The sequence below is a fragment of the Micromonospora mangrovicola genome (genome assembly GCF_047200535.1).
Lineage (GTDB): Bacteria > Actinomycetota > Actinomycetes > Mycobacteriales > Micromonosporaceae > Micromonospora.
The window spans coordinates 39,611-59,500 of record NZ_JBJZOG010000011.1; the positions used below are offsets into that span (position 1 = coordinate 39,611).

The window sequence follows — 19,890 nt, forward strand, 5'->3', positions numbered from 1 at the left end:
CGCTGGATAGATTGATCCGATGCTGGGCCTGCCCGCTCACGTGACCGCCTGCCTCTTCGATCTGGACGGCGTGCTGACGCAGACCGCCAAGGTGCACAACGCCGCCTGGACCGAGACCTTCAACGCCTTCCTGTCCGATCGCGCGGCGGCCACCGGCGAGCCGTTCCGCCCGTTCGACCCCGGACCCGACTACAACCGGTACGTGGACGGAAAGCCGCGGGCCGACGGGGTGCGCTCCTTCCTGGCCTCGCGCGGCATCACCCTGCCCGAGGGGTCGCCCGAAGACCCGCCGGAGGCGGAGACGGTCAACGGGGTGGGCAACCGGAAGAACGCCGTCCTGCTCAAGCGGATCCACACCGACGGGGTGGAGGTCTACGACGGCTCGGTGCGCTACCTGCAGGCGGCGGCCCGCGCCGGGATCCGGCGAGCGGTCGTCTCGGCCAGCCGCAACTGCGCCGTCGTGGTGGCCGCCGCCGGGCTGGACCACCTGCTGGAGGCCCGGGTGGACGGGGTGGTCGCCCACGAGCGGGGGCTGCGCGGCAAGCCGCACCCGGACACCTTCCTGGCCGGCGCGGAACTGCTCGGCGTGCCGCCCGAGCGGGCCGCGGTCTTCGAGGACGCGCTCTCCGGGGTCGAGGCCGGCAGGGCCGGCGGCTTCGGGTACGTGGTGGGCGTCGACCGGGTCGGCCAGGCCGACGACCTGCGGGCGCACGGTGCCGATGTGGTGGTCACCGACCTCGCCGAACTGATGAACGGGGCGGCCGCGTGATCCGGGAGCGGGCGTACCCGGTCGAGCCGTGGCACATCCGGGAGATCCAGCTCGACACGGACGTGCTCGCCCAGTCCGAGTCCGTCTTCGCCCTCTCCAACGGGCACATCGGCCTGCGCGGCAACCTCGACGAGGGAGAGCCGCACGGCCTCCCCGGCACCTACCTGAACTCCTTCTACGAGCTGCGGCCGCTGCCGTACGCCGAGGCCGGCTTCGGCTTCCCCGAGTCCGGCCAGACCATCGTCAACGTCACCAACGGCAAACTGATCCGGCTGCTGGTCGACGACGAACCGCTCGACGTCCGGTACGGCGAACTCCTCTCCCACGAGCGGGTCCTCGACCTGCGGGCCGGCACCCTGCACCGTGAGGTGCACTGGCGCTCGCCGGCCGGGCGGGAGGTCAAGGTCCGCAGCACCCGGCTGGTGTCGTTCACCCAGCGGGCCGTCGCCGCGATCAACTACGAGGTCGAGGCGGTCGACGGGCCGCTCCGGCTGATCCTGCAGTCCGAACTGGTGGCCAACGAGGCCCTGCCGCCGCAGAGCCGCGACCCGCGGGTGGCGGCGGTGCTGGAGTCCCCGCTGCAGGCCGAGGAGGAGCTGACCACCGACGACGGCGGGCTGCTCATCCACCGGACCAAACTCAGCGGCCTGCGGCTCGCCGCCGCGATGGCGCACGACGTGCACGGCCCGGAGCGCACCACCATCGAGTCCGAGGGGTACGAGCACTGGGTCCGCACCACCGTCGGCTGCGTGCTCAAGTCGGGCCAGACGCTGCGGGTGGTCAAGTACCTGACGTACGGCTGGTCCAGCCGGCGTTCGCTGCCGGCCCTGCGCGACCAGGTCGGGGCGGCCCTGGCCGCGGCCCGGCTGGACGGCTGGGACGGGCTGCGTCGGGCGCAGCGGGAGTACCTGGACGAGTTCTGGGACGCCGCCGACGTACGGGTGGAGGGCGATCACGAGGTCCAGCAGGCCGTCCGGTTCGGTCTCTTCCACGTGCTCCAGGCCGGCGCCCGCGCGGAACGTCGCCCCATCTCCGCCAAAGGGCTCACCGGCCCCGGGTACGACGGGCACGCGTTCTGGGACACCGAGATGTTCGTGCTGCCGGTGCTCACGTACACCCAGCCGTCGGCGGTGCGGGACGCGCTGCACTGGCGCTACTCCACGCTCGAACAGGCGCAGGAGCGGGCCCGGACGCTCAACCTGACGGGAGCCGCCTTCCCGTGGCGGACCATCGAGGGACCGGAGTCCTCGGCGTACTGGCCGGCGGGTACGGCAGCGTTCCACATCGCCGCCGGCGTCGCCGACGCGCTGCGCCGGTACGTGCTGGTCACCGGCGACGAGGGGCTGGAACGGGAGATCGGGCTGGAGTTGCTGATCGAGACGGCCCGGCTCTGGCGCGCGCTCGGCCACCACGACCGCAACGGCCGGTTCCACATCGACGGGGTGACCGGGCCGGACGAGTACACCGCCGTCAAGAACGACAACATCTACACCAACCTGATGGCGCAGCGGAACCTGCTCACCGCCGCCGACTGCGCGATGCGTTACCGGGACCAGGCCCTCGACCTCGGGGTCACCGAGGAGGAGGCGGCCGCCTGGCGGGACGCGGCGCACGCCATGCACGTCCCCTACGACGCCGACCTCGACGTGCACGAGCAGGTGGAGGGTTTCACCCGGTTGCAGGAGTGGGACTTCGAGCACACCCCGCCGGAGAAGTACCCGCTGCTGCTGCACTACCCGTATTTCGACCTCTATCGCAAGCAGGTCGTCAAGCAGTCCGACCTGGTGCTGGCCATGCACTGGCGCGGGGACGCGTTCAGCGGCCTGGAGAAGCTGCGCAACTTCCTCTACTACGAGCGGCGCACCGTCCGGGACTCGTCGCTGAGCGCCTGCACCCAGGCGGTGGTGGCGGCCGAGGTGGGTCTCCTGGAGCTGGCCCACCGCTACCTGCGCGAGGCCGCGCTGATGGACCTGCACGACCTGAACGAGAACACCCGCGACGGCGTGCACATGGCCTCGCTGGCCGGCGCCTGGATCGCCCTGGTGGCCGGCTTCGGTGGCCTGCGCGACCACGACGGGACGCTCTCGTTCGCACCCCGGCTGTCCAGCCGGCTCAGCCGCCTGGAGTTCTCCCTCCAGTGGCGGTCGAATCGGCTGCGGGTGGACGTCCGGCCGCACCAGACGACGTACTCGCTGCGCAAGGGGGGACCGGACACGGTGGTGGAGCTGCGCCACCACGGGGAGCCGGTCCGGGTCACCTGCGCCCAACCGGTCACCGTGCCGGTGCCGCCGGCCCACCCGTCCGGCCCGGCACCGGAGCAGCCGCCGGGCCGGGCGCCCCTGCTGCACCTGCCGGAGAACATCGACTGAGCCGCCCCGGGCCGCGTCGTGGCGGTCCGGGGCAGCTCAGGCGTACGTCAGAACTGGCGGCCGTTGGACGGCCGTCCACCGGCGTCCCGGGGCGCCATGGCCCGCGGATCGTCGGCGGTGCGGGCCTGCGCCGCATCGTCCGCCCAGTCCCGGGAACGCTCGACGTCCTGTTCGCGACGTTCCCGTTCGGCGGTCTGCTGTCGGGACCTGTCCTGCTTGGCCATGACGATCCTCGCGATCCGTCGGGGTCCGTGGTCACCCCGCGCGTTCCCGCTCGGTGCCGGCTCAACCGTCCAGGTGCCGGGCGAAGCTCAGCCGCAGGTGGTTCTTGGGCCGGGAGCCGACGGTCGAGCCGACCACCCGACCGTCCCGGAACACCAGCATGGTGGGCAGCGACATCACCTGGTACGCCCGCGTGGTCTCCGGGTTCTCGTCCGAGTTGAGGGTGACGAAGCGCAGCGTGTCGCCGAACTCCTCGGCCAGTTCGGCCAGGTGCTTCGAGACCGCCCGGCAGGGCGGGCACCACTCCGCCCAGAAGTCGACCACCACCGGCCGGTCGGCGGACAGCACCGTGGCCGGGAACGTCGCGTCGGTGATCGCGGTCAGTCGGCTCTCTTGCGTGTCCTGAGGCATGTTTCCTCCCGGTGGGCGATCGCGTGGGCGAGCTGGTCGTGCAGCTGTCGGCGGACCGCGCCGAGCCGGTCGAGGTAGTCGTCCACCTCGGCGAGCTTGCGCCGCAGCACCGCCACGGAGTCCGGGCAGGCGTCGCCGGAGCTGTGACCGGCGCGCAGGCAGGCCACGAACGGGCGGATGTCGTCCAGGCCGAAGCCGACCGCCAGCAGGGAGCGGATCTCGTGCACGACGCGCAGCTCCGCCTCGTCGTAGAACCGGTAGCCGTTCGCGGACCGGCGTGGTCGTACCAGCCCCTGGGTTTCGTAGTACCGCAGGGTCCGGGTGCTCGTGCCGGCCCGCTGCGCCAGCTCCCCGATCCGCATCCCGACCTCCCCGAGCTGCCCGTGCCGCCCACGCTAAACCTTGCCGCCGACGTCAAGGCAAGCCCGCACGCCCACCCGCCGGCGGGTCGGGCTGAGGGTGACGGTGCCGGCGAGCGCCGTCCCCGCCGCCAACCGCCCGATCGACGAGATCGGGGGTGAGGTGGGACGCAACGGGGGTATGCGGGCGGGCGGAGGTGTGGGGATGGAGACGCGTGAAGTGACGGTTCCAGTGGTGGAGGGCGGGTTGGCCGCCGACGTGATCGTGCCCCCCGGGGCCGGCGGGGTGGTGCTCTTCGCGCACGGCAGCGGCAGCTCGCGGCACAGCCCGCGCAACACGGCCGTGGCGCGCCAGCTCAATGACCGCGGGCTGGCCACCGTGCTGGTCGACCTGCTCACCCCCGAGGAGGACGCCCGCGACGAGATCACCGCCGAGCTGCGCTTCGACATCGGGATGCTCGCCGAGCGGCTGGCTGCCATCGTCGACTGGCTGGCCGCCGATCCCACGCTGGGGCGGCTGCCGATCGGTCTCTTCGGGGCCAGCACGGGCGCGGCCGCCGCCCTGGTCGCCGCGGCCGCCCGGCCGGAGCAGGTCCGCGCGGTGGTCTCCCGCGGTGGTCGCCCCGATCTGGCCGGCAGCTCGCTGTCGGCGGTGCGCGCTCCGACGCTGCTGCTGGTCGGTGGCCTGGACGAGCAGGTCATCGCGCTCAACGAGCAGGCCAGGGCCGCGCTGGGCGAGGTTGCCGAGCTGCGCATCGTGCCCGGCGCCACCCACCTGTTCGAGGAGCCCGGCACCCTGGAGCAGGTGGCCGACCAGGCGGGCAGCTGGTTCGCCAGCCGGCTGCGTACCCCGCACCCGGCCTGACCGGGTGGGGGCGCGGTCCGGGTCGACGGCCGGGGGTTCAACCGGCCGGGGCCGGCCGGTGGCGTTGGACGGTGTCCAGGACGCGCCAGGCGACCGCCGCGATCGGGACCGAGACGAACGCGCCCGCGATGCCGGCGACCAGCGTGCCGGCGGTGACCACCACCAGGATGACCGCCGGGTGGAGCTGCACCTGCCGCCGCATCACCAGCGGCTCCAGCAGGTTTCCCTCGATCTGCTGCACCGCGATGACCGCGGTCAGGGTGAGCAGGGCGGTCGTCGGACCGTCGGCGGCGAGGGCGACCAGCACGGCGATCGCACCGGCCACCGTCGCGCCGATGATCGGCACGAACGCGCCGATGAAGGTGATCAGGGCGAGCGGCAGGGCCAGCGGTACGCCGAGCAGCACCAGCGCCAGGCCGATGCCGATCGCGTCGATCGCCGCGATGATCATCGTGCCCCGGCTGTACGCGCCGAGCGTCCCCCAGCCGGCCCGGCCCGCCGCGGCGACGAGTTCCCGGTTGGGGCCGGCCATCCTGCGCAGCACCCAGCGCCACATGGACCGACCGTCCTTGAGCAGGAAGAAGAGCAGGACCAGAGCGAGCAGCATCGAGCCGAGCACCTCGGCGGCGGTACGCGCCCCGCCGACCGGGTCGGGGGCGTTGCCGCTCAGCCCCTTCCGGGCCTGCTCGATCAGCCGGTCGAGTTGGGCGTCGCTGATCGGCAGGCTGGACGTGACGAAGTCGCGAGTGCGCTCCAGCCCCTGGTCGAGCTGCTGGCTCAGCTCGCCGAACTGGCTCGCGGTCAGGTTCCACACCAGCACACCCACCCCGACCAGGACGCCGAGCAGCAGCAGGATGGTGAGCAGGGCCGCCGGAGCGGCGGGCACCCGGACCCGGCGCAGCAGGAGCAGCACCGGGTCGAGCAGCGCGGTGAGGAAGAGGGTGCCCGCCAGCGCGACGGCCAGCGGCGCGAGCAGCACCGCGATCTTCCCGAGCAGCCAGAGCCCGGTGACCACGACCACCAGGCAGGCGCTCCACGTGACGGCCGTCCGGACCGGCCAGGGCAGGCCGGCCCAGGCATGCCGGGGACCGGCTGGTCCGCCGGGCGTCACCGGTGCGGTCTGCTCCGCCGTCACCTCGGGCGTACGCCCGCCGTCGTCCTTGACCACGTCGACCCTCCTCGATCGTGGCCGTTCGGTACCCGAGTCGCCAGGATCCACACCCGAGCGGTGGCACCCGACCGCTCCGTGCCCGACGGCGGCCGGCGCCGGCCCCGCCCAGAGCAGTGATCACCACCCCGGGTAGCGGACCCCGCTGACGTTCACCCGGAGGCTGTAGAGCGAGCTGGAGGCGCAGATGTGGAGGTGGTTGCGCTGCGGCCCGCCGAAGGTGAAGTTGGCGACGATCTCGGGCAGGTGCAGCTTGCCCAGCAGGCTGCCGTCCGGGTCGAAGCAGTGCAGCCCGTCGTGCGCCGCCGCCCAGACCCGCCCCGCGTCGTCGAGGCGTACGCCGTCGAACGAGCCGGTGTCGCAGGTGGCGAAGACCTCCCCGCCGCGCAGTGCGCCGCCCTCGGTCACCCGGAACCGGCGCAGGTGCTTCATCCGGGTGTCGACCACGTAGAGCAGCGACTCGTCCGGGCTGAAGGCCAGCCCGTTGGGTTGCCCGAAGTCGTCGGCGACCCGGCGCACCACGCCGTCGTGCGGATCGACCCGGTACACGTGGTTGCCGCCGATCTCGCTCTCCGCGCGGTGCCCCTCGTAGTCGCTGTCGATGCCGTAGCTGGGGTCGGTGAACCAGATCGACCCGTCGGAGTGCTCGACCACGTCGTTCGGGCTGTTGAGCCGTCGGCCCCGCCAGCGCTCGGCGAGCACCGTGTCGGTGCCGTCCGGCTCGGTGCGGGTGACCCGCCGTCGGCCCTGCTCGCAGCTCACCAGTCGCCCCCGTCGGTCGACGGTGTGCCCGTTCGCATAGCCGGCCGGCTGGCGGAACACCCCGACCGCGCCGGTGGTCTCGTCCCAGCGCAGCAGCCGGTCGTTGGGGATGTCGCTGAAGACGAGGTGACGACCGGCGGGAAACCAGGCGGGCCCCTCCAGCCAGCGGCCCCCGGTCCACAGGCACTCCGTCCACTCGTCGCCGTTGATCCGACGGAACCGCTCGTCGAGCACCTCGAAACGAGTCCTGAACCGGTCCAGCACCGTTGCCTCCGCCCGTGACTTATGTTCGGCCTCAAGCTAACATGACCGAACCACAATCGGCATAGAGAGATTTTCCCGAACGGAGGGCGTTGGTGGACGAGGTTGACCGGAAGCTGTTGGCCGCGCTGCAACGCGACGCCACCCAGTCGTACGCCGCGCTGGCCGGCGCGGTCGGGCTCTCCACCGGGGCCGCTCACGAGCGGGTCCGCAAGCTCCGCGAGCAGGGGGTGATCCGGCGGACCACGGTGGACGTCGACCCGGCTGCGGTCGGCCGGGGGGTGCTGGCGTTCGTGCTGGTCGAGGCGAACGCCTGGATGGGTGACCGCCCGACCCACGAGGCGCTGGCCGCCCTGCCCGAGGTGGAGGAGGCGCACGTCATCGCCGGCCCCGCCTCGCTGCTGGTGAAGATCCGGGTCGGCACGCCGGAGCAGCTCCAGGCCAGCCTGCGCCGCCTGTTCCAGGTGGAGGGCGTCACCGGTACGCAGACCGTGGTGGTGCTGGAGAGCTTCTTCGAGCGCCCGCTCGACCCGCACCCGCCGAGCCGCTGACCGGTCGGTCGTTGCCTGCCTCCGTCAGCGCCACCACTCCGGCTCGCGCACCGGCACGACGTCGACCCCGTGCCGCTCGCGGAACCAGCGGGCGAGCTGGGTCTCCAGCACCAGTTGCTCGCTGGCCGCGTGCGACACCCCGACCAGGGTCATCGACGTCCCGGCGGCGAACTCGCGCACCTGGTCGTACTTGCGGCGGCCGTACTCGCCCTCGATCCGGACGTGCAGCTCGCCGGTCAGGTACGCCTGGGCGCCGAGCCGCTCGGCGTGCGCCATCTCGTCGACGTGGTCGCCGACCCCGCCCACCACCCCGATCCGCTCGATCACGTGCCGCTGCCGCCCCGCCACCTCGACCAGCTCGACCCCGAAGAGCTGGCGGGCCCGGGCCACCAGGTCGGCGCTGCTCATCGTCGGCACCTCGCAGACCAGTCCGGCGTGGCCGGCGCCGTACGGCCAGAACCGGTCCACCACCTCGCCGCCCAGCGCCTCGACGATGGCGGCGGCGGTGCCGACCCGGAGCGAGGTGTCCATCGGCGCGTGGCAGGCGTAGAGGCTGACCCCGGCGTCGCGGAGCTGCGCGAAGCGATCGGCCGGGATCGGCACGAAGCCCTCCGCCCACACCCCGCGTGGGTGGCCGTTGCGCAGGTCAATCGGGTGGTGGGTGACCAGCAGGTCGCCGGGCGCGGCGGTGGGCAGCCACCGGTCCAGCACCTCGGCCGACGGGAAGCAGGCGACGAGGACCCGGCCGACCTCGGGGTGGCCCTCGATCATCAGGCCGTTGAACCGCTCGGCGAACCCGGGGGTGACGTACCGCCGCCAGTCGATCTCGGCCTCCTCGTGCACCCGGGGCACGTGTCGCCGCATCGCGGTGTCCGGCTCGGCGTCCGCCAGCTCGAAGAGGTCGTCCAGGTCGGCCACGAGCGTGGCGAGCGGGATCCGATCCGTCATGGCTCGGCAAGATAGCCGCGGTTCACCGGCATCGACCAGCGGATTACCCCTCGCGTAGCAGGACGGGCAGGTCGCCGAGGGCGGCGAGCGCGTGGCCGTCCCAGGCGGGGTCGGTGTCGTTGTGTTCGGTCGTCCGGAACACGGCCATCCCGACCGCCGCCGCGCCGGCCAGCTCGCCGTCGGCGCCGTCGCCGACGAAGACGCAGTCGGCCGGGTCGACGCCCAGCCGGTCCGCGGCCGTCCGGTAGATCGCCGGGTCGGGCTTGGCGACGCCGAGGTCGCAGGAGAAGACCGCGATGTCGAAGCGGCGGGCCAGCGCGCTGCCCGGCCACGCCTCGGCGGTCTCGGCGGTGGCGTTGCTGATCAGGCCGAGCGGATGGCCGTCGGTGCGCAGCGCGTCCAGCACCGCGAGGGTCTCCGGCGACACGCCGGCCAGCAGCCGGGCGGCCAGTTCGCGGCGGTGCGCCGCCGCCCGGGACACCTGGTCCGCGGTCGGCGCGGCGCCGAGCCGCCCGGCGAGGATCCGCACCGTCTCGGCGACATTCCATCCGGTCATCCGGTCCCGCCAGGTGGCGTGGTAGGCGGTGACCAGCTCGGCCGGCGCCACCCCGACCATCTGGGCCATCTCGCCGATCACCCGGTCCCGCTCGGCATCGCCACCGTGCACCAGAGTGTGGAAGAGGTCGAAGATCACCGGTCGGGGCACGATCCACATGCTACCGGCGCGCCACAGTGGTCGGGACGCCGAAGGGCCGGCCTCCCACGGGGGAGACCGGCCCTTCGTGCCGCTCAATCAGGAGCTGTAGCCGCGGCTCGCGATCCAGTTGGCCAGGTCGGTGACGTTCATCCAGTACGTCGGCTCGTTCGGGCTGGCCGGGTCGGCGATCAGCACCGTGTTGCCGTCGTCCTTGTACTCGACCACGGTCAGGTAGTGGCCGGTGTAGCTGTGCGCCACTCCGTCGACGTCCACCGCGCTGCCGATGATGTTGGCGACGACCGGGCGGCCCTGGTCCACAGCGCTCTTGACGTCGACCCGCAGCCGCTCGATCTGCTCCTTGGTGGCCACGTCGTCCCGGATCTCGGTGGTCTTGTACTTGCCGCCGGTGTACTCGTTGAGCACCCGGGTGATGTCGATCGCCGAGTCGGTGCCGTTCACGGTCGTGCCCAGCTTGGCGGCGAGCTCGTCCTGGCTCACCGTCTTGCCCTCGGCGGACAGGGCGATCCGGGTCGACGCCGGGCCGCAGTAGTAGAAGTTCGGCTGGGCCTGGTAGTCGAAGCGCGCGGAGCGCTCGCCCTTGTCACCCTTGGCGCTCTTGTTCGCGGTCACCGGCTTCGCGGGCAGCGGGGCGGCGGACGCGGCCACCGCCGGCCCGGCGACGACGCCACCGGACATCACGAGACCGGCCACGGACAGCATGCTCTTGCGGAAGATCGAGTTCATGGCGAAGCTCCATTCGGGGGTTGTTGTCGTCCCCTCGCGGGACGCAGCAGCACCGGGAGTGGCGCTTGGTCGTTGTCGGGATGCGGACCGGACGAACCCGCCCGCTCACGGGAGATGTAACGGCCGGCCGGGGGTCGGGATTCCGGCGCATCGGTGGCACCGATCACCGGTGAACCGGACATCCGGGCGAGTACGGTGCGTTCGGTCGCTCGTCCGACGTCCGCGGTCGACGAACCGCCCGGCCGGCGTGCGCGCCGGGTCGGGTGGGGGCGAGGGACGGATCGGTGGGGGCGAGGGACGCTACGAACTTGATGACGCCGAACGGATCGAGGGTGACGGCGAGGACGTTCGCGCCGACTTTCGGTCCGGAGCCCGGAATCGGGTGAGTCATTCACGTCATCAACTTTGTAGCGGAACGCCAGGCAGTCCGGAGGGCGGCCGGAGCGGGGCGAGCCGGGGCGTGCCGGGACGGATCGGCGGTGCGGTGATATCGACCCGTCAGCCGGCGGGTGGGAGGCTGCCGAGGAGGCGGGTGACGGCGATCTCGATGACCACCCGCTCCGGGTTGGGGCGGGGCGGGCGGTAGCGCTCGGCGTACCGGCGCACGGCCTCCGCCACCGACTCGGGGTCGCGGCGCAGCACCGCGCGGCCCTCGACGGTCAACCACCAGCGGCCGTCCACCTGGCAGACCGCCACCGGGGTGCCCTCCGGGCCGGCCGCCCCGACGTGCCGCGCCTTGGCCGAGGTGTCCGAGGTGATCACTCGGGCCAGGCTGGCGTCCGCGTCGAAGGTGACGCCCACCGGAACGACGTGCGGGGTGCCGTCGGCCCGCAGCGTGGTCAGCGTGGCGAGGTGCCGGTCGCGGAAGAACCGCGTGACCCGTGCGTCGTGTGGGTCCAGCCCGTGGTCGCCCGCCATGCCCGTCCTCGGTCGCTCGTTCCGGGCCGCCCGCCGACCCGGTCGGACATCATGACACGGGACGGTGCGGGCGGCCCGGCACCGCCGGAGGCTGCGACCGGTCGGGCAGCCCGCGCTGCGCCGCGCGGTGCTTGGCGACCAGGCGGCCCAGGTAGAACAGGGCGCCGGCCAGCACCCCCATGTCATCCAGGTAGATCGGGTCGGGCAGCAGGTCGATCGGGAGGATCGTGTAGATCAGGGCGCCGTAGAAGGCGACCTTGCCGCCGGCGCCCAGCGCGCCGAGCAGCCGGCGGGTGCGGACCACCCGTACGGCGAGCAGCACCGCGCCGACCAGCGTCGCCAGCGCGACGACGCCGGCGAGCGCCACCAGGATCCAGGTCTCGCGGGACACGAGGTCACGCTAGCCGAATCGGGCCACCTCCGCGCGGCGGTCAGAACGCCGGCACCGCCGCCCGGCCCCGGACCGCCGGCGCGGCCTCCGGCCGGGGGGTGGCCGGCAGCTCCCGGGCGCTCTCCGCCCCACCGAGGTCCACGATGGAGAACGGCGACCGCCGCTCCGGGCCGGGCGAGGTCGCCGCGTACGCCTCGTCGCGCAGGCTCCGCGCGGCGGCGGCGGCCAGCTCCGCAGCCCGCCATGCCGCCTGCTCCCGCTCCTGGACAGCCCCGTGCCGAGCCCGGACGTTGTCCCGGACCAGCCGGCGCAGCAGCAGTTCCTGTTCCACCGGGTGCCGGCGCGAATCCCAGCCACGTTGCCCGAGGATGTCGCTGAGCTGCTCGACGGTGATCTCCCCACGCTCCTGCGCCGCCGTGGCCGCCCGGTGCAGCCAGCGCTCCCGGTCGGCGTACTCGGCGGGTGTCCGGGCCGTCCGGGGCAGCGGCAGGGCGGCGGCTGCGGCCAGTCGGCGGACGTCCCGCTCCGCCGCCTCGTACGCCTGCCAGGCCTGCTCGACCTCCTCCTGGACGGCCAGCCACTCGGCCCGCCGCCGCTCGGCGCTCGCCGCCGCCCGGCCCGCGGCCACCTCGATCTCCTGCGCGTACCGGGCCCGCTCGCGGGAGCGCTCACGGACCTCCACGGCCAGGTCCAGGCTGCTCGGCCGGGCCGCCTCGCTGATCCGATCGCCGAACACCCGGCGGAATCGGCCCGGGCGAACGATCAGGGCGGCGATCACGATGGCTGCCACGGCGATCAGGGCCAGCCAGATCCCGGCGGCCTGGGGGACGTCGTACAACACGGCGGAGAAGACGGTCTGCATCACCAGCACCTCGTGGTGGAAACGTGCGAAGTCAACGGTCTGCGGGCCCGGGCGACGGGCACGGGGAGCTGTCTGTACCCGTTGGACGGGTGAAAGATGCCGGGCCGGAGCGGCCGGCGCGATCAGGCGCGCGGCGGGCCGCGACGGGTGACCGGCTCCCGGCCGGGATCGGCAGGAGGTGCGGCAGCGGTGGTCGTCGCCCGCACGGCCGAGGCGGCGGAGTCGACGTGGCGTGCCGGTACGTCGGCGGCCGGCGCGCCCGACGGGACCTGCGGGTGCCGGGTGGGCGAGTCGACCGTGCCCGGCCCGACCCGGGACACCCCGGCCACGGCCGTCAGGCTCGGGCCCCGGCCGGCTGCGACGGCATTGCGCAGAGCCAGGCTCGCCGGAACGCCGAGCGGCTCGTGGGTGACCTGGACGCCCGCCAGCGGGCGAAACGTCGAGACTGGACGGAGCGGATCGGCGGTGACGGGCGCGGCCAGCCCGTTGAGGCCGACGACGAGCGCCAGCGCGGTCGCCGCCATCCGGGTGAGGCGGCGCAGGCTGCGCAGCGTGACCGCCCAGAGGGGCGGAGCGAACGCTACGGGCTGCACCGTTTCAACCTATCGGTCGGATCCACCTCATGCACCCCGTGAACCGGCCGGGTGACGTGACCCGCCCCACGATGCGCTGTGGACAGACCCGTCCCGGCCCGGGGCGGCCCGCCCGGTGCCCCCGTACCACCGGGCGGGCCGCCGGCTCATTCGGCGCGTAACCCGTCCGGCCGGGTGAGCCGCCAGAGCACCGGCAGGCTCGCCCCGGTGACCAGCAGCACCACCGCGGCGCCGAGCCCGACGCCCAGCCCGACCACCGGCCAGCTCACCACCACCGGCGCGCCGACCAGCCGGAGCAGCGCCGCGCCCATGGCGATCCCGATGCCGGCGGCGAGGACCAGCCCGGCCAGCACCGGCACCCCGGTCTGCCCGAGCACCGACCAGCCGAGCGTGCCCCGCGGCGTCCCCACCGCGACCAGCGTGGCGAGCAGCCGCCGTCGTTCCCGGAGCTGCTCCAGGACGCCGACCAGCATGCTCAAGCCGATCAGCAGCAGGGTGACCACCGCACCGATGAGCAGCCCGCGCCGGACGTTGGCGAACTGGCGGCTCTCCCGGGTCGCGTCCAGCGTGAGCACCGAGCCGGTCAGGTCGATCCCGGCAGCCCCGCTGCGGAGCCGCTCCAGCGCGTCCCCGTCCGTCGGATCCAGGCGGACCAGCGCGGTGGCAGTGAGCCGGTGCGCCGGCAGGGGCCCCAGCGCGCCCGGCGTGATCAGCAGACCGTTGTGCGGCGCGCCCACCGGATCCGCCCGTACCGGCACGGTCCGGGTACCGGTCGGCATCTGCCAGGTCTCCGTGCCCTCGCCGAAGTCGACCCGCGCCCCCGGGGTGAAGCCTGGCACGGGGTCGTCCCGCCAGGTCAGGAAGACGTCACCGTCGGCGCAGGTGCCGACGTCGGCGTACTCGGCCAGCGCCGAGCAGTCGCCGACCCGTACGTCGACGGCTGCCCGGGAGGACGCGGGGAACGCCGCGAACGACAGGGTGCCGGCGCTGCGGGTCACGCCCGGGACGGCGGCGATCTGCGCGAGTGCCTGCCAGGGAGCCGACGGGCTGTCAAGCAGCACCACGGCCTGAGCGCGGGTGGGGTCCTGACCGGAGGGTTGTCGGAACTCGTCCTGCACCCCGGCCACCAGCATCTGCAGTCCGATGGTGCCGGCCACGGCCACGGCCACCCCGCTGACCAGCCGGGCCGAGGCGGTGCTGTCGAGCTGGAGCCGCCGGACCGCGAGCTGCCACGGCGGCGGTCCGCCGCGTAGCCGGCGTACCAGCAGGTCGACCAGCCACGGCAGGAGGGTGACCGTGCCGATGAGCAGGAGCACCGCGCCGGTCGCGATCTGGCCGTCGGTCGCGTCGCTGCGCGTGGTCCGCACGTCGGCGACCGGCTGGAGCAGCGCGAGCCCGGCGGCGGGCAGCAGCAGCCGCCACCAGAGGCGACGCCGGGCCGGGGTGGCCTGGCGGCTCACCCCCAGCGGCGTGACCACGACCCGGCGCAGGGCCAGCAGCGCCATCCCGGCGGCGAGCAGCGGTACGGCCAGCGCCACCACCGCCACCAGCCACGGCACCGGACGCAGGTCGTCCGGGTAGACGCTGATGTCGTACAGCGAGACCAGCAGAGCCAGTTGACGGCCGGCGAGGAAGAAGACCCCGCCCACGGCGAGCCCGAGCAGCGCGGCGGTGCCCGCCTCGGCGGCGGCGATCCGGCGGACCATGCCGGCGTCGGCGCCGAGCAGCCGCACCGCGGCCAGCCGGCGGTCGCGCTGTTCGCCGCCGAACCGGACGGCCGCGCCGAGGAATACCACGATCGGCAGCAGCAGCACCACCCCGACCACCACCACGAGCAGCCAGAGCACCGGCCCGAACTCGTCGACCGGACCGCTCCCGCCGAAGTGGTCCAGCCGCGTCGCCCGGTCCGCCGACAGGGCGTCCCGGCCCAGGTAGAAGGCCAGCTCTCGCGGGCCGGTCAGGCCCTGCGGGCCGATGGTGCCGATGACCCGTGCCCCGCCCAGGCGGGGGGCGAAGAGCGCCCCGTCCGGTGAGTCGAGCAGTTCCCGCAGCGCCGGGGAGACCATCACCTCGCCGTCCCGGGGGAGCGCGGTCAACCCCGGCGGCACCGGCGCGTCCGGGCCCTCCGGATGGAGGAGCCGACCCCGCACCGGACGGTCGCGGAAGACCGTGTCGACGGCGGCGACCAGCATGGTGTCGGGCCCGGCGGCCAGTTCCGGGCCCGGCCGGCCCAGGTCGAAGCGGGCCTCGCCGCGCGCCCCGCGGGCGTCGATCGCGCCCGGCACCGCCGCCGCGAGCAGCAGCATCGCCACGCCGATGCCGACACCGAGCGCGGTCAGCACGGTGCGCGTCCAGCCGGCCCGCCCGCCGGTGACCGCCATCCGGGCACCCATCGCCACGTCGCCCAGGCCGGCCCGGAGCCGGCCGCCGGGCCGGCGGGCGTCCACCCCGGTCACGCCACCTGCTCCAGGCTCCGGGCCCGACCGTCCCGGACCACCACCTCACGGTCCGAGTACGCGGCCACCCGCGGCTCGTGGGTGACCAGCAGCACCGCCGCCCCGGTCTCCCGTGCCGCCGCGCTCAGCAGGCGCATCACCCGCTCGCCGTTGAGCGAGTCCAGGGCGCCGGTGGGCTCGTCGGCAAAGACGACGCGCGGGCCGGTGACCAGGGCCCGGGACACAGCCACCCGCTGCCCCTGGCCGCCGGAAACCTCGCCGGGCCGCTTGCCGGCGACGTCGGTCACCTCCAGCCGCTCCAGCCACTCGGTGGCGCGCCGCTCCGCCTCCCGCCGGGGAACCCGCTCCAGGCGCAGCGGCAGCGCGACGTTCTCCAGGCAGGTCAGCTCCGGTACCAGCTGCCCGAACTGGAACACGAAGCCGAACTCCCGCCGGCGCAGCGCGCTGCGCGCCGGGTCGGAGAGGGCGGTCAGCTCGGTGCCCCGGTAGCGGACCCGGCCCTGGTCGGGGCGGACGATGCCGGCCAGGCAGTGCAGCAGGGTGGACTTGCCCGACCCGGACGGGCCCATCACCGCGACCACCTCACCGGCCCGTACGGAGACCGAGGCCCCGGCGAGCGCCGGGGTGGGGCCGAAGGAGCGGTGCAGCTCCTCGCCGACCAGCAGCGGCTCGGCGCTCATCGCCGCACCTCCTTGGCCAGCTCGTCGAGGCGGGCCGCGGTGAGTTCCAGCCAGCGCAGGTCCGCCTCGAGGTGGAAGAGCGCGTGGTCGCAGATGAGCTGCTCGGCGAGGTCGCCGTAGGTCTTGCGGCGGGTCAGCTCGCGCATCAGCCGCAGGTGCTCGGCGCGCTGGGTGTCCAGCAGGTCGGCGGCGGGCCGGCCGGTGAGCAGAGCGAGCACCACCTTGGTGTAGAGGACGCTCTGCAGGTACGGCTCCGGCTTCTCCGGCTGGGACAGCCAGCGCTGGACGTCGGTCACCCCCGCCTCGGTGATCGCGTACCGCTTGCGCTCGGGACCCTCACCGGGTTCGACCGAGTCCACCGCGACCAGGTTGTTGCGCAGCAGCCGGGACAGGGTGGAGTAGACCTGGCCGAAGTGGAGCGGCCGGGTGTGCCCGAACCGCTCGTCGTACGCCCGCTTGAGGTCGTAGCCGTGCCGGGGGCTGGACTCCAGCAACCCGAGGAACGTGTGACCGATCGACATGGCGCGACTATACACATCAGGTATACGTCGTAGGTATACCTGGCCGGCCGAAACGACGAACGGCGCGGCAACCCCGTCGAAGGGGCTGCCGCGCCGTCGGTCAGCGTGCGATCAGTCGGTGCCGAGGACCGAGGGCGGGGCCGACCGGCCGTCGCCCCAGACCATCTCGTCCTCGGTCAACCACGTGAGGTGCTCGTCCGACTCGTCCTCGTCGGGCCGGCCGTTCCTGCCCAGCACGCCGTTGCGCCCGGGCATCGCGGAACGGGCACCGGCGCCCTTGCCGCCGCTGGAGCGGCCCTCGGCGTCGACCACGGCGCCCCGGCCACCGGCGAGTCGACCGGTGCCGGCCGCCGACCGGCTCGCCAGCCCGCCCGGACGACCGGTCACCCCGCCGGTGGAGCCGGCCAGCGAGCCGGTACCGACGCCGGGCATCCCGAAGAGCCCGCCGCCGCCCCCGCCGGTCGGGACGGTGGACGTGGCGCCCGCGATCCCGGTGCTGGTGAGGCCGGTCATCGGGCCGGTGCCGGTGAGCGGGGCCGCGCCGGCGAGCGAGGTGCCGGCCGGGTCGGTGACACCGACCGAGCCGCCGGTGCCCGGGTGGCCCGTGCCGGGGGCGCCGGCGTCGGCACCCGCCGGGCCGCTGGTCGGCCCAACGTGGTGGACGCCGGAGGTGGTCGCGGTGGCGCCGGTGGTCTGGCCGAACGTGCCGGAGGCCGGCCCGGCGGAGGGCGTGCCGACCGAGGGGCCGCTGCCCAGCGTCGGACCGGACGTGTCGGTGTGGCCGGGCAGGCGATTGTCGGGCTCCTCCGGCACGACGATCCGCCCGTACGCGGAGAAGTCGTACCCCTCGGCGAGGTTGGCGACGACCTGCACCATCCGCTGGTGCGCCTTCTCCTGCTCGGCCTCGTCCTGCTGGTGCCCGACGAACCCGCCGATCACCGCGCCGGCCGCGCCGCCCATCAGGAAGCCCTTGACCGCCCCGTCGACCAGCTTGTCGTTGTCGTCGGTCTCCTCCGGGCTCTCCGCCTTCGACTGGGCGGTACGCAGCTCGGTGGCCATCATGCCGAGCGCCTGCTTGATGCCGGCCATGCCCTCCGCCAGGTTGCCGGAGTAGTCGACGACCAGGTTCAGCCGCTGGTGGAACTCGCGGGCCGCGTCGCCCGTCCAGGTCTTGGCGAGCGCGTCCAGATCCTTGGTGAGGTCCCGGCCGAGGCCCTCCAGGGTGTCCTTCAGCGAACTCCACTGGGCGCTGAGCCCGTCGATCTGCTTCGGGTCGCCCGCGGTGACGCCCTGGTAGAGCTCCTTGTGGCTGACGTGCTCGTAGCGCTGGGTGTACTCAGACACGCGGATCATCTCCCCTCGCCGGCTTCATCGCCTCGGTGACCGCGGAGAGGGCGGCGATGATGTCGGCCGCGGCGGCCGCGTTGCGCGCCTCGGCGGTCCGATAGTTGGTCATGATCGTTTTGGTCGCCTGCTGGGCGGCCACGATCGCCCGGCGCAGCTGTTCGGCGTGGTTGACAAAGCTCGCGTGTGTCTCGGAGTAGCGGCGGGCGTTGTCGGTCGCGTCGGTGAAGGTGCCCAGCGCCGGCGGGTGGCACTGCATCTCGGTGTTGAGTTTCTTCAGCACCGACTCGGCCTCGCTCAGCCGCTGCTCGAGCAGTTGGTGGAAGTCCTCCAAGGACAGTACGTCCACTGTCGTGCGCCCGGTCATGGCTGCATCCCCGTAGTCATCGTCGAGAGCCGTTGGCCACGCTCAGGTTAGTCGACCCGGGCCAGCCGGGGCGACCCACGTATCGGCCCCTTCCACATCGGACCGACGGGCCGGATCAGCCGCCCGGTGCCGCGGACGACCCGGACGACGTGGCGCTGTCCGGCTGGTCCGGCTTGTCCGCCGCGGTGGTGCGCGGCCGGGCCCCGGGGTCGAAGTAGCTCATCGCGTCCTGCCGCTCCAACGCTGGCCCGGTCGGTACCAGGGCCAGCAGCGACGCGGGCACCGCCAGCGGCGTCACGCCGCCATACCCGAGGGCGGCCCGGGCGTCCCCGGAGGCGGTGCCGAGCGGGTAGCGGACCCCCTGAGCGGTGATCAGGTAGACCGTGGACCCGGCCGCCGCCTTGCCGGTGTCTCCGGCCGCGGCCTGCACCAGCACGCCCTTGCCCCCGGGCAGCAGCACGCTCTCGGCGGTCCGCACCGCGTCCCGGGCGGTCTGCCGGGTGGCGACCCCGGTCGCCGCGGTCAGCTCGGCCGGAGGCTGGTCGAAGACCTCCAGCGTGGTGGTGGGCGGCTGGCCCGGTCCGGCGGAGCGGTAGCTGGCGCAGAGCACCGTGCGTCCGGCCCGGACCTCGTGCAGCGCGGGCAGCTTCTGCGGCAGGCCCTCGGCGTCCAGCCGCTGGTCGGTGAGGAGCTCGCCGGCCTGGGACGGGGTGATGTCGGTGACCTGACCGCCGTCCCCGAGCAGCAGCAGCGCGGTCATCTCCGTGACCGCCACCAGCCCCTGCCGGGTGAGCACGTAGTACTGGCCGGCGGCCCGGTACACCTGGCCGATCCGGGCCGGCCGGTCGGCCACCGCCACGCCGCTGGAGCCGCCGTACCCGTCGATGTTCGGCTTGCGCAGCGCCGGCCCGACCGGCACCGCGTTGAGCAGCTGCTGCCCGACGGTGAGGGTGGGCGCACCGGCCATCTTCAGCGCGACCAGGGCCTGCTCGTCACCGACCACGCGCAGCTGCGCGCCCCCGGTGAGCAGGTACCGCGACCCGTCCACCCGGACCAGCACCGCCTGGTCGGTGAGCGGGGTGCCGCCCGGCAGTGGCCGGTCGATCACCAGCCGGATGGTCGAGCGCTGCGGGTCGACCGGGTCGGGCACGTCGCAGACCGACCAGGGGAGCCCGACCAGCGACTTCGGATCCGGCAGGGCGCCCGGCGCGCCCACGATGCCGGCGGTCCGGCCGCGCGGACGGTCCTTGATGGAGGCCCGCGACATGGTGCGCACCGACGGGTCCGCCTCGTTGAGGATGAGCCGGGCGGAGGCGTAGTTGAGCGTCGGGTGCAGCAGCCCGTCGTCGGTGAAGACGTAGGTGGCCCCGGTCTCCCGCTCGATGACCAGCGTGTTCGGCTCCAACGGCGCGGCGTTGCCGGTGAACTGGCCGTACGCGCCCGCGCCGCCGAGCACGACGGCGGCGGCGATGACGCTGCCGAACACCGCCATGCCGAGCCGTCGCATCGGCAGGTCGTTGGTCTCCGGGTCGCCGGAGAGCAGTGCGGAGACGATGCGGCGGGTGACGAAGCGGTACGCCTGCACCTGATCGCGGCGGGTCCGCATGACTAACCTCCGGCGGGGGTGGATCC

General features: G+C 73.8%; 22 protein-coding genes. 4 read left to right on the forward strand and 18 right to left on the reverse strand.

Features of this window, described 5'->3' with window-relative positions:
* Window positions 1-19: 19 nt before the first annotated feature.
* Complete coding sequence (locus tag ACL02O_RS07195; protein WP_412817178.1) at window positions 20-769, forward strand: HAD family hydrolase; 750 nt, start codon at window positions 20-22, stop codon at window positions 767-769.
* Window positions 766-3,138 carry a glycoside hydrolase family 65 protein gene (locus ACL02O_RS07200; RefSeq protein WP_412817179.1) on the forward strand — a complete coding sequence of 791 codons (2,373 nt, stop codon included), beginning with the start codon at window positions 766-768 and terminating at the stop codon, window positions 3,136-3,138. The genes ACL02O_RS07195 and ACL02O_RS07200 overlap by 4 nt, the downstream gene beginning before the upstream one ends.
* A gap of 47 nt (window positions 3,139-3,185) precedes the next feature.
* Here ACL02O_RS07200 and ACL02O_RS07205 read toward each other — a convergent pair whose 3' ends face one another.
* The 3 genes from ACL02O_RS07205 to ACL02O_RS07215 form a co-directional block, all read right to left on the reverse strand.
* Window positions 3,186-3,362 carry a hypothetical protein gene (locus tag ACL02O_RS07205; RefSeq protein ID WP_412817180.1) on the reverse strand — a complete coding sequence of 59 codons (177 nt, stop codon included), beginning with the start codon at window positions 3,360-3,362 and terminating at the stop codon, window positions 3,186-3,188.
* 61 nt (window positions 3,363-3,423) lie between these two features.
* Window positions 3,424-3,771: a thioredoxin gene (gene trxA, locus ACL02O_RS07210; protein ID WP_412817181.1), complete on the reverse strand. Its 348-nt coding sequence runs from the start codon at window positions 3,769-3,771 to the stop codon at window positions 3,424-3,426.
* Window positions 3,741-4,133 (reverse strand): MerR family transcriptional regulator, encoded by a 393-nt coding sequence (locus tag ACL02O_RS07215; protein WP_412817182.1) that lies wholly within the window; start codon window positions 4,131-4,133, stop codon window positions 3,741-3,743. Before ACL02O_RS07215 ends, trxA begins: the two co-directional genes overlap by 31 nt.
* A 202-nt stretch (window positions 4,134-4,335) precedes the next feature.
* Here ACL02O_RS07215 and ACL02O_RS07220 point away from each other — a divergent pair, with 202 nt between their 5' ends.
* Window positions 4,336-4,995, forward strand: coding sequence for a dienelactone hydrolase family protein (locus ACL02O_RS07220; RefSeq protein ID WP_412817183.1), 660 nt, complete (start codon window positions 4,336-4,338; stop codon window positions 4,993-4,995).
* A 37-nt stretch (window positions 4,996-5,032) separates the two neighbouring features.
* Here the strand turns inward: ACL02O_RS07220 and ACL02O_RS07225 are convergent, their stop codons facing one another.
* Both ACL02O_RS07225 and ACL02O_RS07230 read right to left on the reverse strand, forming a co-directional pair.
* The gene (locus ACL02O_RS07225) at window positions 5,033-6,163 is read right to left on the reverse strand and encodes an AI-2E family transporter (RefSeq protein WP_412817184.1); all 1,131 of its coding nucleotides are present in this window, start codon (window positions 6,161-6,163) and stop codon (window positions 5,033-5,035) included.
* Between the two features lie 120 nt (window positions 6,164-6,283).
* Entirely contained in the window at window positions 6,284-7,189 is a 906-nt protein-coding gene (locus tag ACL02O_RS07230; protein WP_412817185.1) for an SMP-30/gluconolactonase/LRE family protein, read from the reverse strand.
* Between the two features lie 89 nt (window positions 7,190-7,278).
* On the opposite strand from ACL02O_RS07230, the gene ACL02O_RS07235 reads away from it, so the two are divergent.
* Window positions 7,279-7,737 carry an Lrp/AsnC family transcriptional regulator gene (locus ACL02O_RS07235; protein WP_412817186.1) on the forward strand — a complete coding sequence of 153 codons (459 nt, stop codon included), beginning with the start codon at window positions 7,279-7,281 and terminating at the stop codon, window positions 7,735-7,737.
* 24 nt (window positions 7,738-7,761) lie between these two features.
* On the opposite strand, the gene ACL02O_RS07240 is transcribed toward ACL02O_RS07235, so the two are convergent.
* From ACL02O_RS07240 to eccB, 13 genes are all read right to left on the reverse strand, one after another.
* A complete protein-coding gene (locus tag ACL02O_RS07240; RefSeq protein ID WP_412817187.1) occupies window positions 7,762-8,685 on the reverse strand; it encodes a Nif3-like dinuclear metal center hexameric protein in 924 nt (307 codons plus the stop codon).
* Window positions 8,686-8,728: 43 nt separating this feature from the next.
* The gene (locus ACL02O_RS07245; protein ID WP_412817188.1) at window positions 8,729-9,391 is read right to left on the reverse strand and encodes an HAD family hydrolase; all 663 of its coding nucleotides are present in this window, start codon (window positions 9,389-9,391) and stop codon (window positions 8,729-8,731) included.
* Window positions 9,392-9,478: 87 nt separating this feature from the next.
* Window positions 9,479-10,126 carry a C39 family peptidase gene (locus tag ACL02O_RS07250; RefSeq protein ID WP_412817189.1) on the reverse strand — a complete coding sequence of 216 codons (648 nt, stop codon included), beginning with the start codon at window positions 10,124-10,126 and terminating at the stop codon, window positions 9,479-9,481.
* A 498-nt stretch (window positions 10,127-10,624) separates the two neighbouring features.
* Complete coding sequence (locus ACL02O_RS07255; RefSeq protein ID WP_412817190.1) at window positions 10,625-11,044, reverse strand: pyridoxamine 5'-phosphate oxidase family protein; 420 nt, start codon at window positions 11,042-11,044, stop codon at window positions 10,625-10,627.
* A 49-nt stretch (window positions 11,045-11,093) separates the two neighbouring features.
* Window positions 11,094-11,435 (reverse strand): YkvA family protein, encoded by a 342-nt coding sequence (locus ACL02O_RS07260; RefSeq protein WP_412817191.1) that lies wholly within the window; start codon window positions 11,433-11,435, stop codon window positions 11,094-11,096.
* Window positions 11,436-11,475: 40 nt separating this feature from the next.
* Entirely contained in the window at window positions 11,476-12,297 is an 822-nt protein-coding gene (locus ACL02O_RS07265) for a hypothetical protein (protein ID WP_412817192.1), read from the reverse strand.
* Window positions 12,298-12,419: 122 nt separating this feature from the next.
* Window positions 12,420-12,890: a hypothetical protein gene (locus ACL02O_RS07270; RefSeq protein WP_412817193.1), complete on the reverse strand. Its 471-nt coding sequence runs from the start codon at window positions 12,888-12,890 to the stop codon at window positions 12,420-12,422.
* Between the two features lie 146 nt (window positions 12,891-13,036).
* Window positions 13,037-15,346 carry an FtsX-like permease family protein gene (locus ACL02O_RS07275; RefSeq protein ID WP_412817194.1) on the reverse strand — a complete coding sequence of 770 codons (2,310 nt, stop codon included), beginning with the start codon at window positions 15,344-15,346 and terminating at the stop codon, window positions 13,037-13,039.
* Window positions 15,343-16,026, reverse strand: coding sequence for an ABC transporter ATP-binding protein (locus ACL02O_RS07280; protein WP_412817195.1), 684 nt, complete (start codon window positions 16,024-16,026; stop codon window positions 15,343-15,345). The genes ACL02O_RS07275 and ACL02O_RS07280 overlap by 4 nt, the downstream gene beginning before the upstream one ends.
* Window positions 16,023-16,547: a PadR family transcriptional regulator gene (locus tag ACL02O_RS07285; RefSeq protein ID WP_412817196.1), complete on the reverse strand. Its 525-nt coding sequence runs from the start codon at window positions 16,545-16,547 to the stop codon at window positions 16,023-16,025. Before ACL02O_RS07285 ends, ACL02O_RS07280 begins: the two co-directional genes overlap by 4 nt.
* Before the next feature lie 111 nt (window positions 16,548-16,658).
* The gene (locus tag ACL02O_RS07290) at window positions 16,659-17,891 is read right to left on the reverse strand and encodes a WXG100 family type VII secretion target (protein ID WP_412817197.1); all 1,233 of its coding nucleotides are present in this window, start codon (window positions 17,889-17,891) and stop codon (window positions 16,659-16,661) included.
* Window positions 17,884-18,258, reverse strand: coding sequence for a hypothetical protein (locus ACL02O_RS07295; RefSeq protein ID WP_412817198.1), 375 nt, complete (start codon window positions 18,256-18,258; stop codon window positions 17,884-17,886). Before ACL02O_RS07295 ends, ACL02O_RS07290 begins: the two co-directional genes overlap by 8 nt.
* A 115-nt stretch (window positions 18,259-18,373) precedes the next feature.
* The gene (gene eccB, locus ACL02O_RS07300) at window positions 18,374-19,864 is read right to left on the reverse strand and encodes a type VII secretion protein EccB (RefSeq protein ID WP_412817199.1); all 1,491 of its coding nucleotides are present in this window, start codon (window positions 19,862-19,864) and stop codon (window positions 18,374-18,376) included.
* Between the last annotated feature and the right edge of the window lie 26 nt (window positions 19,865-19,890).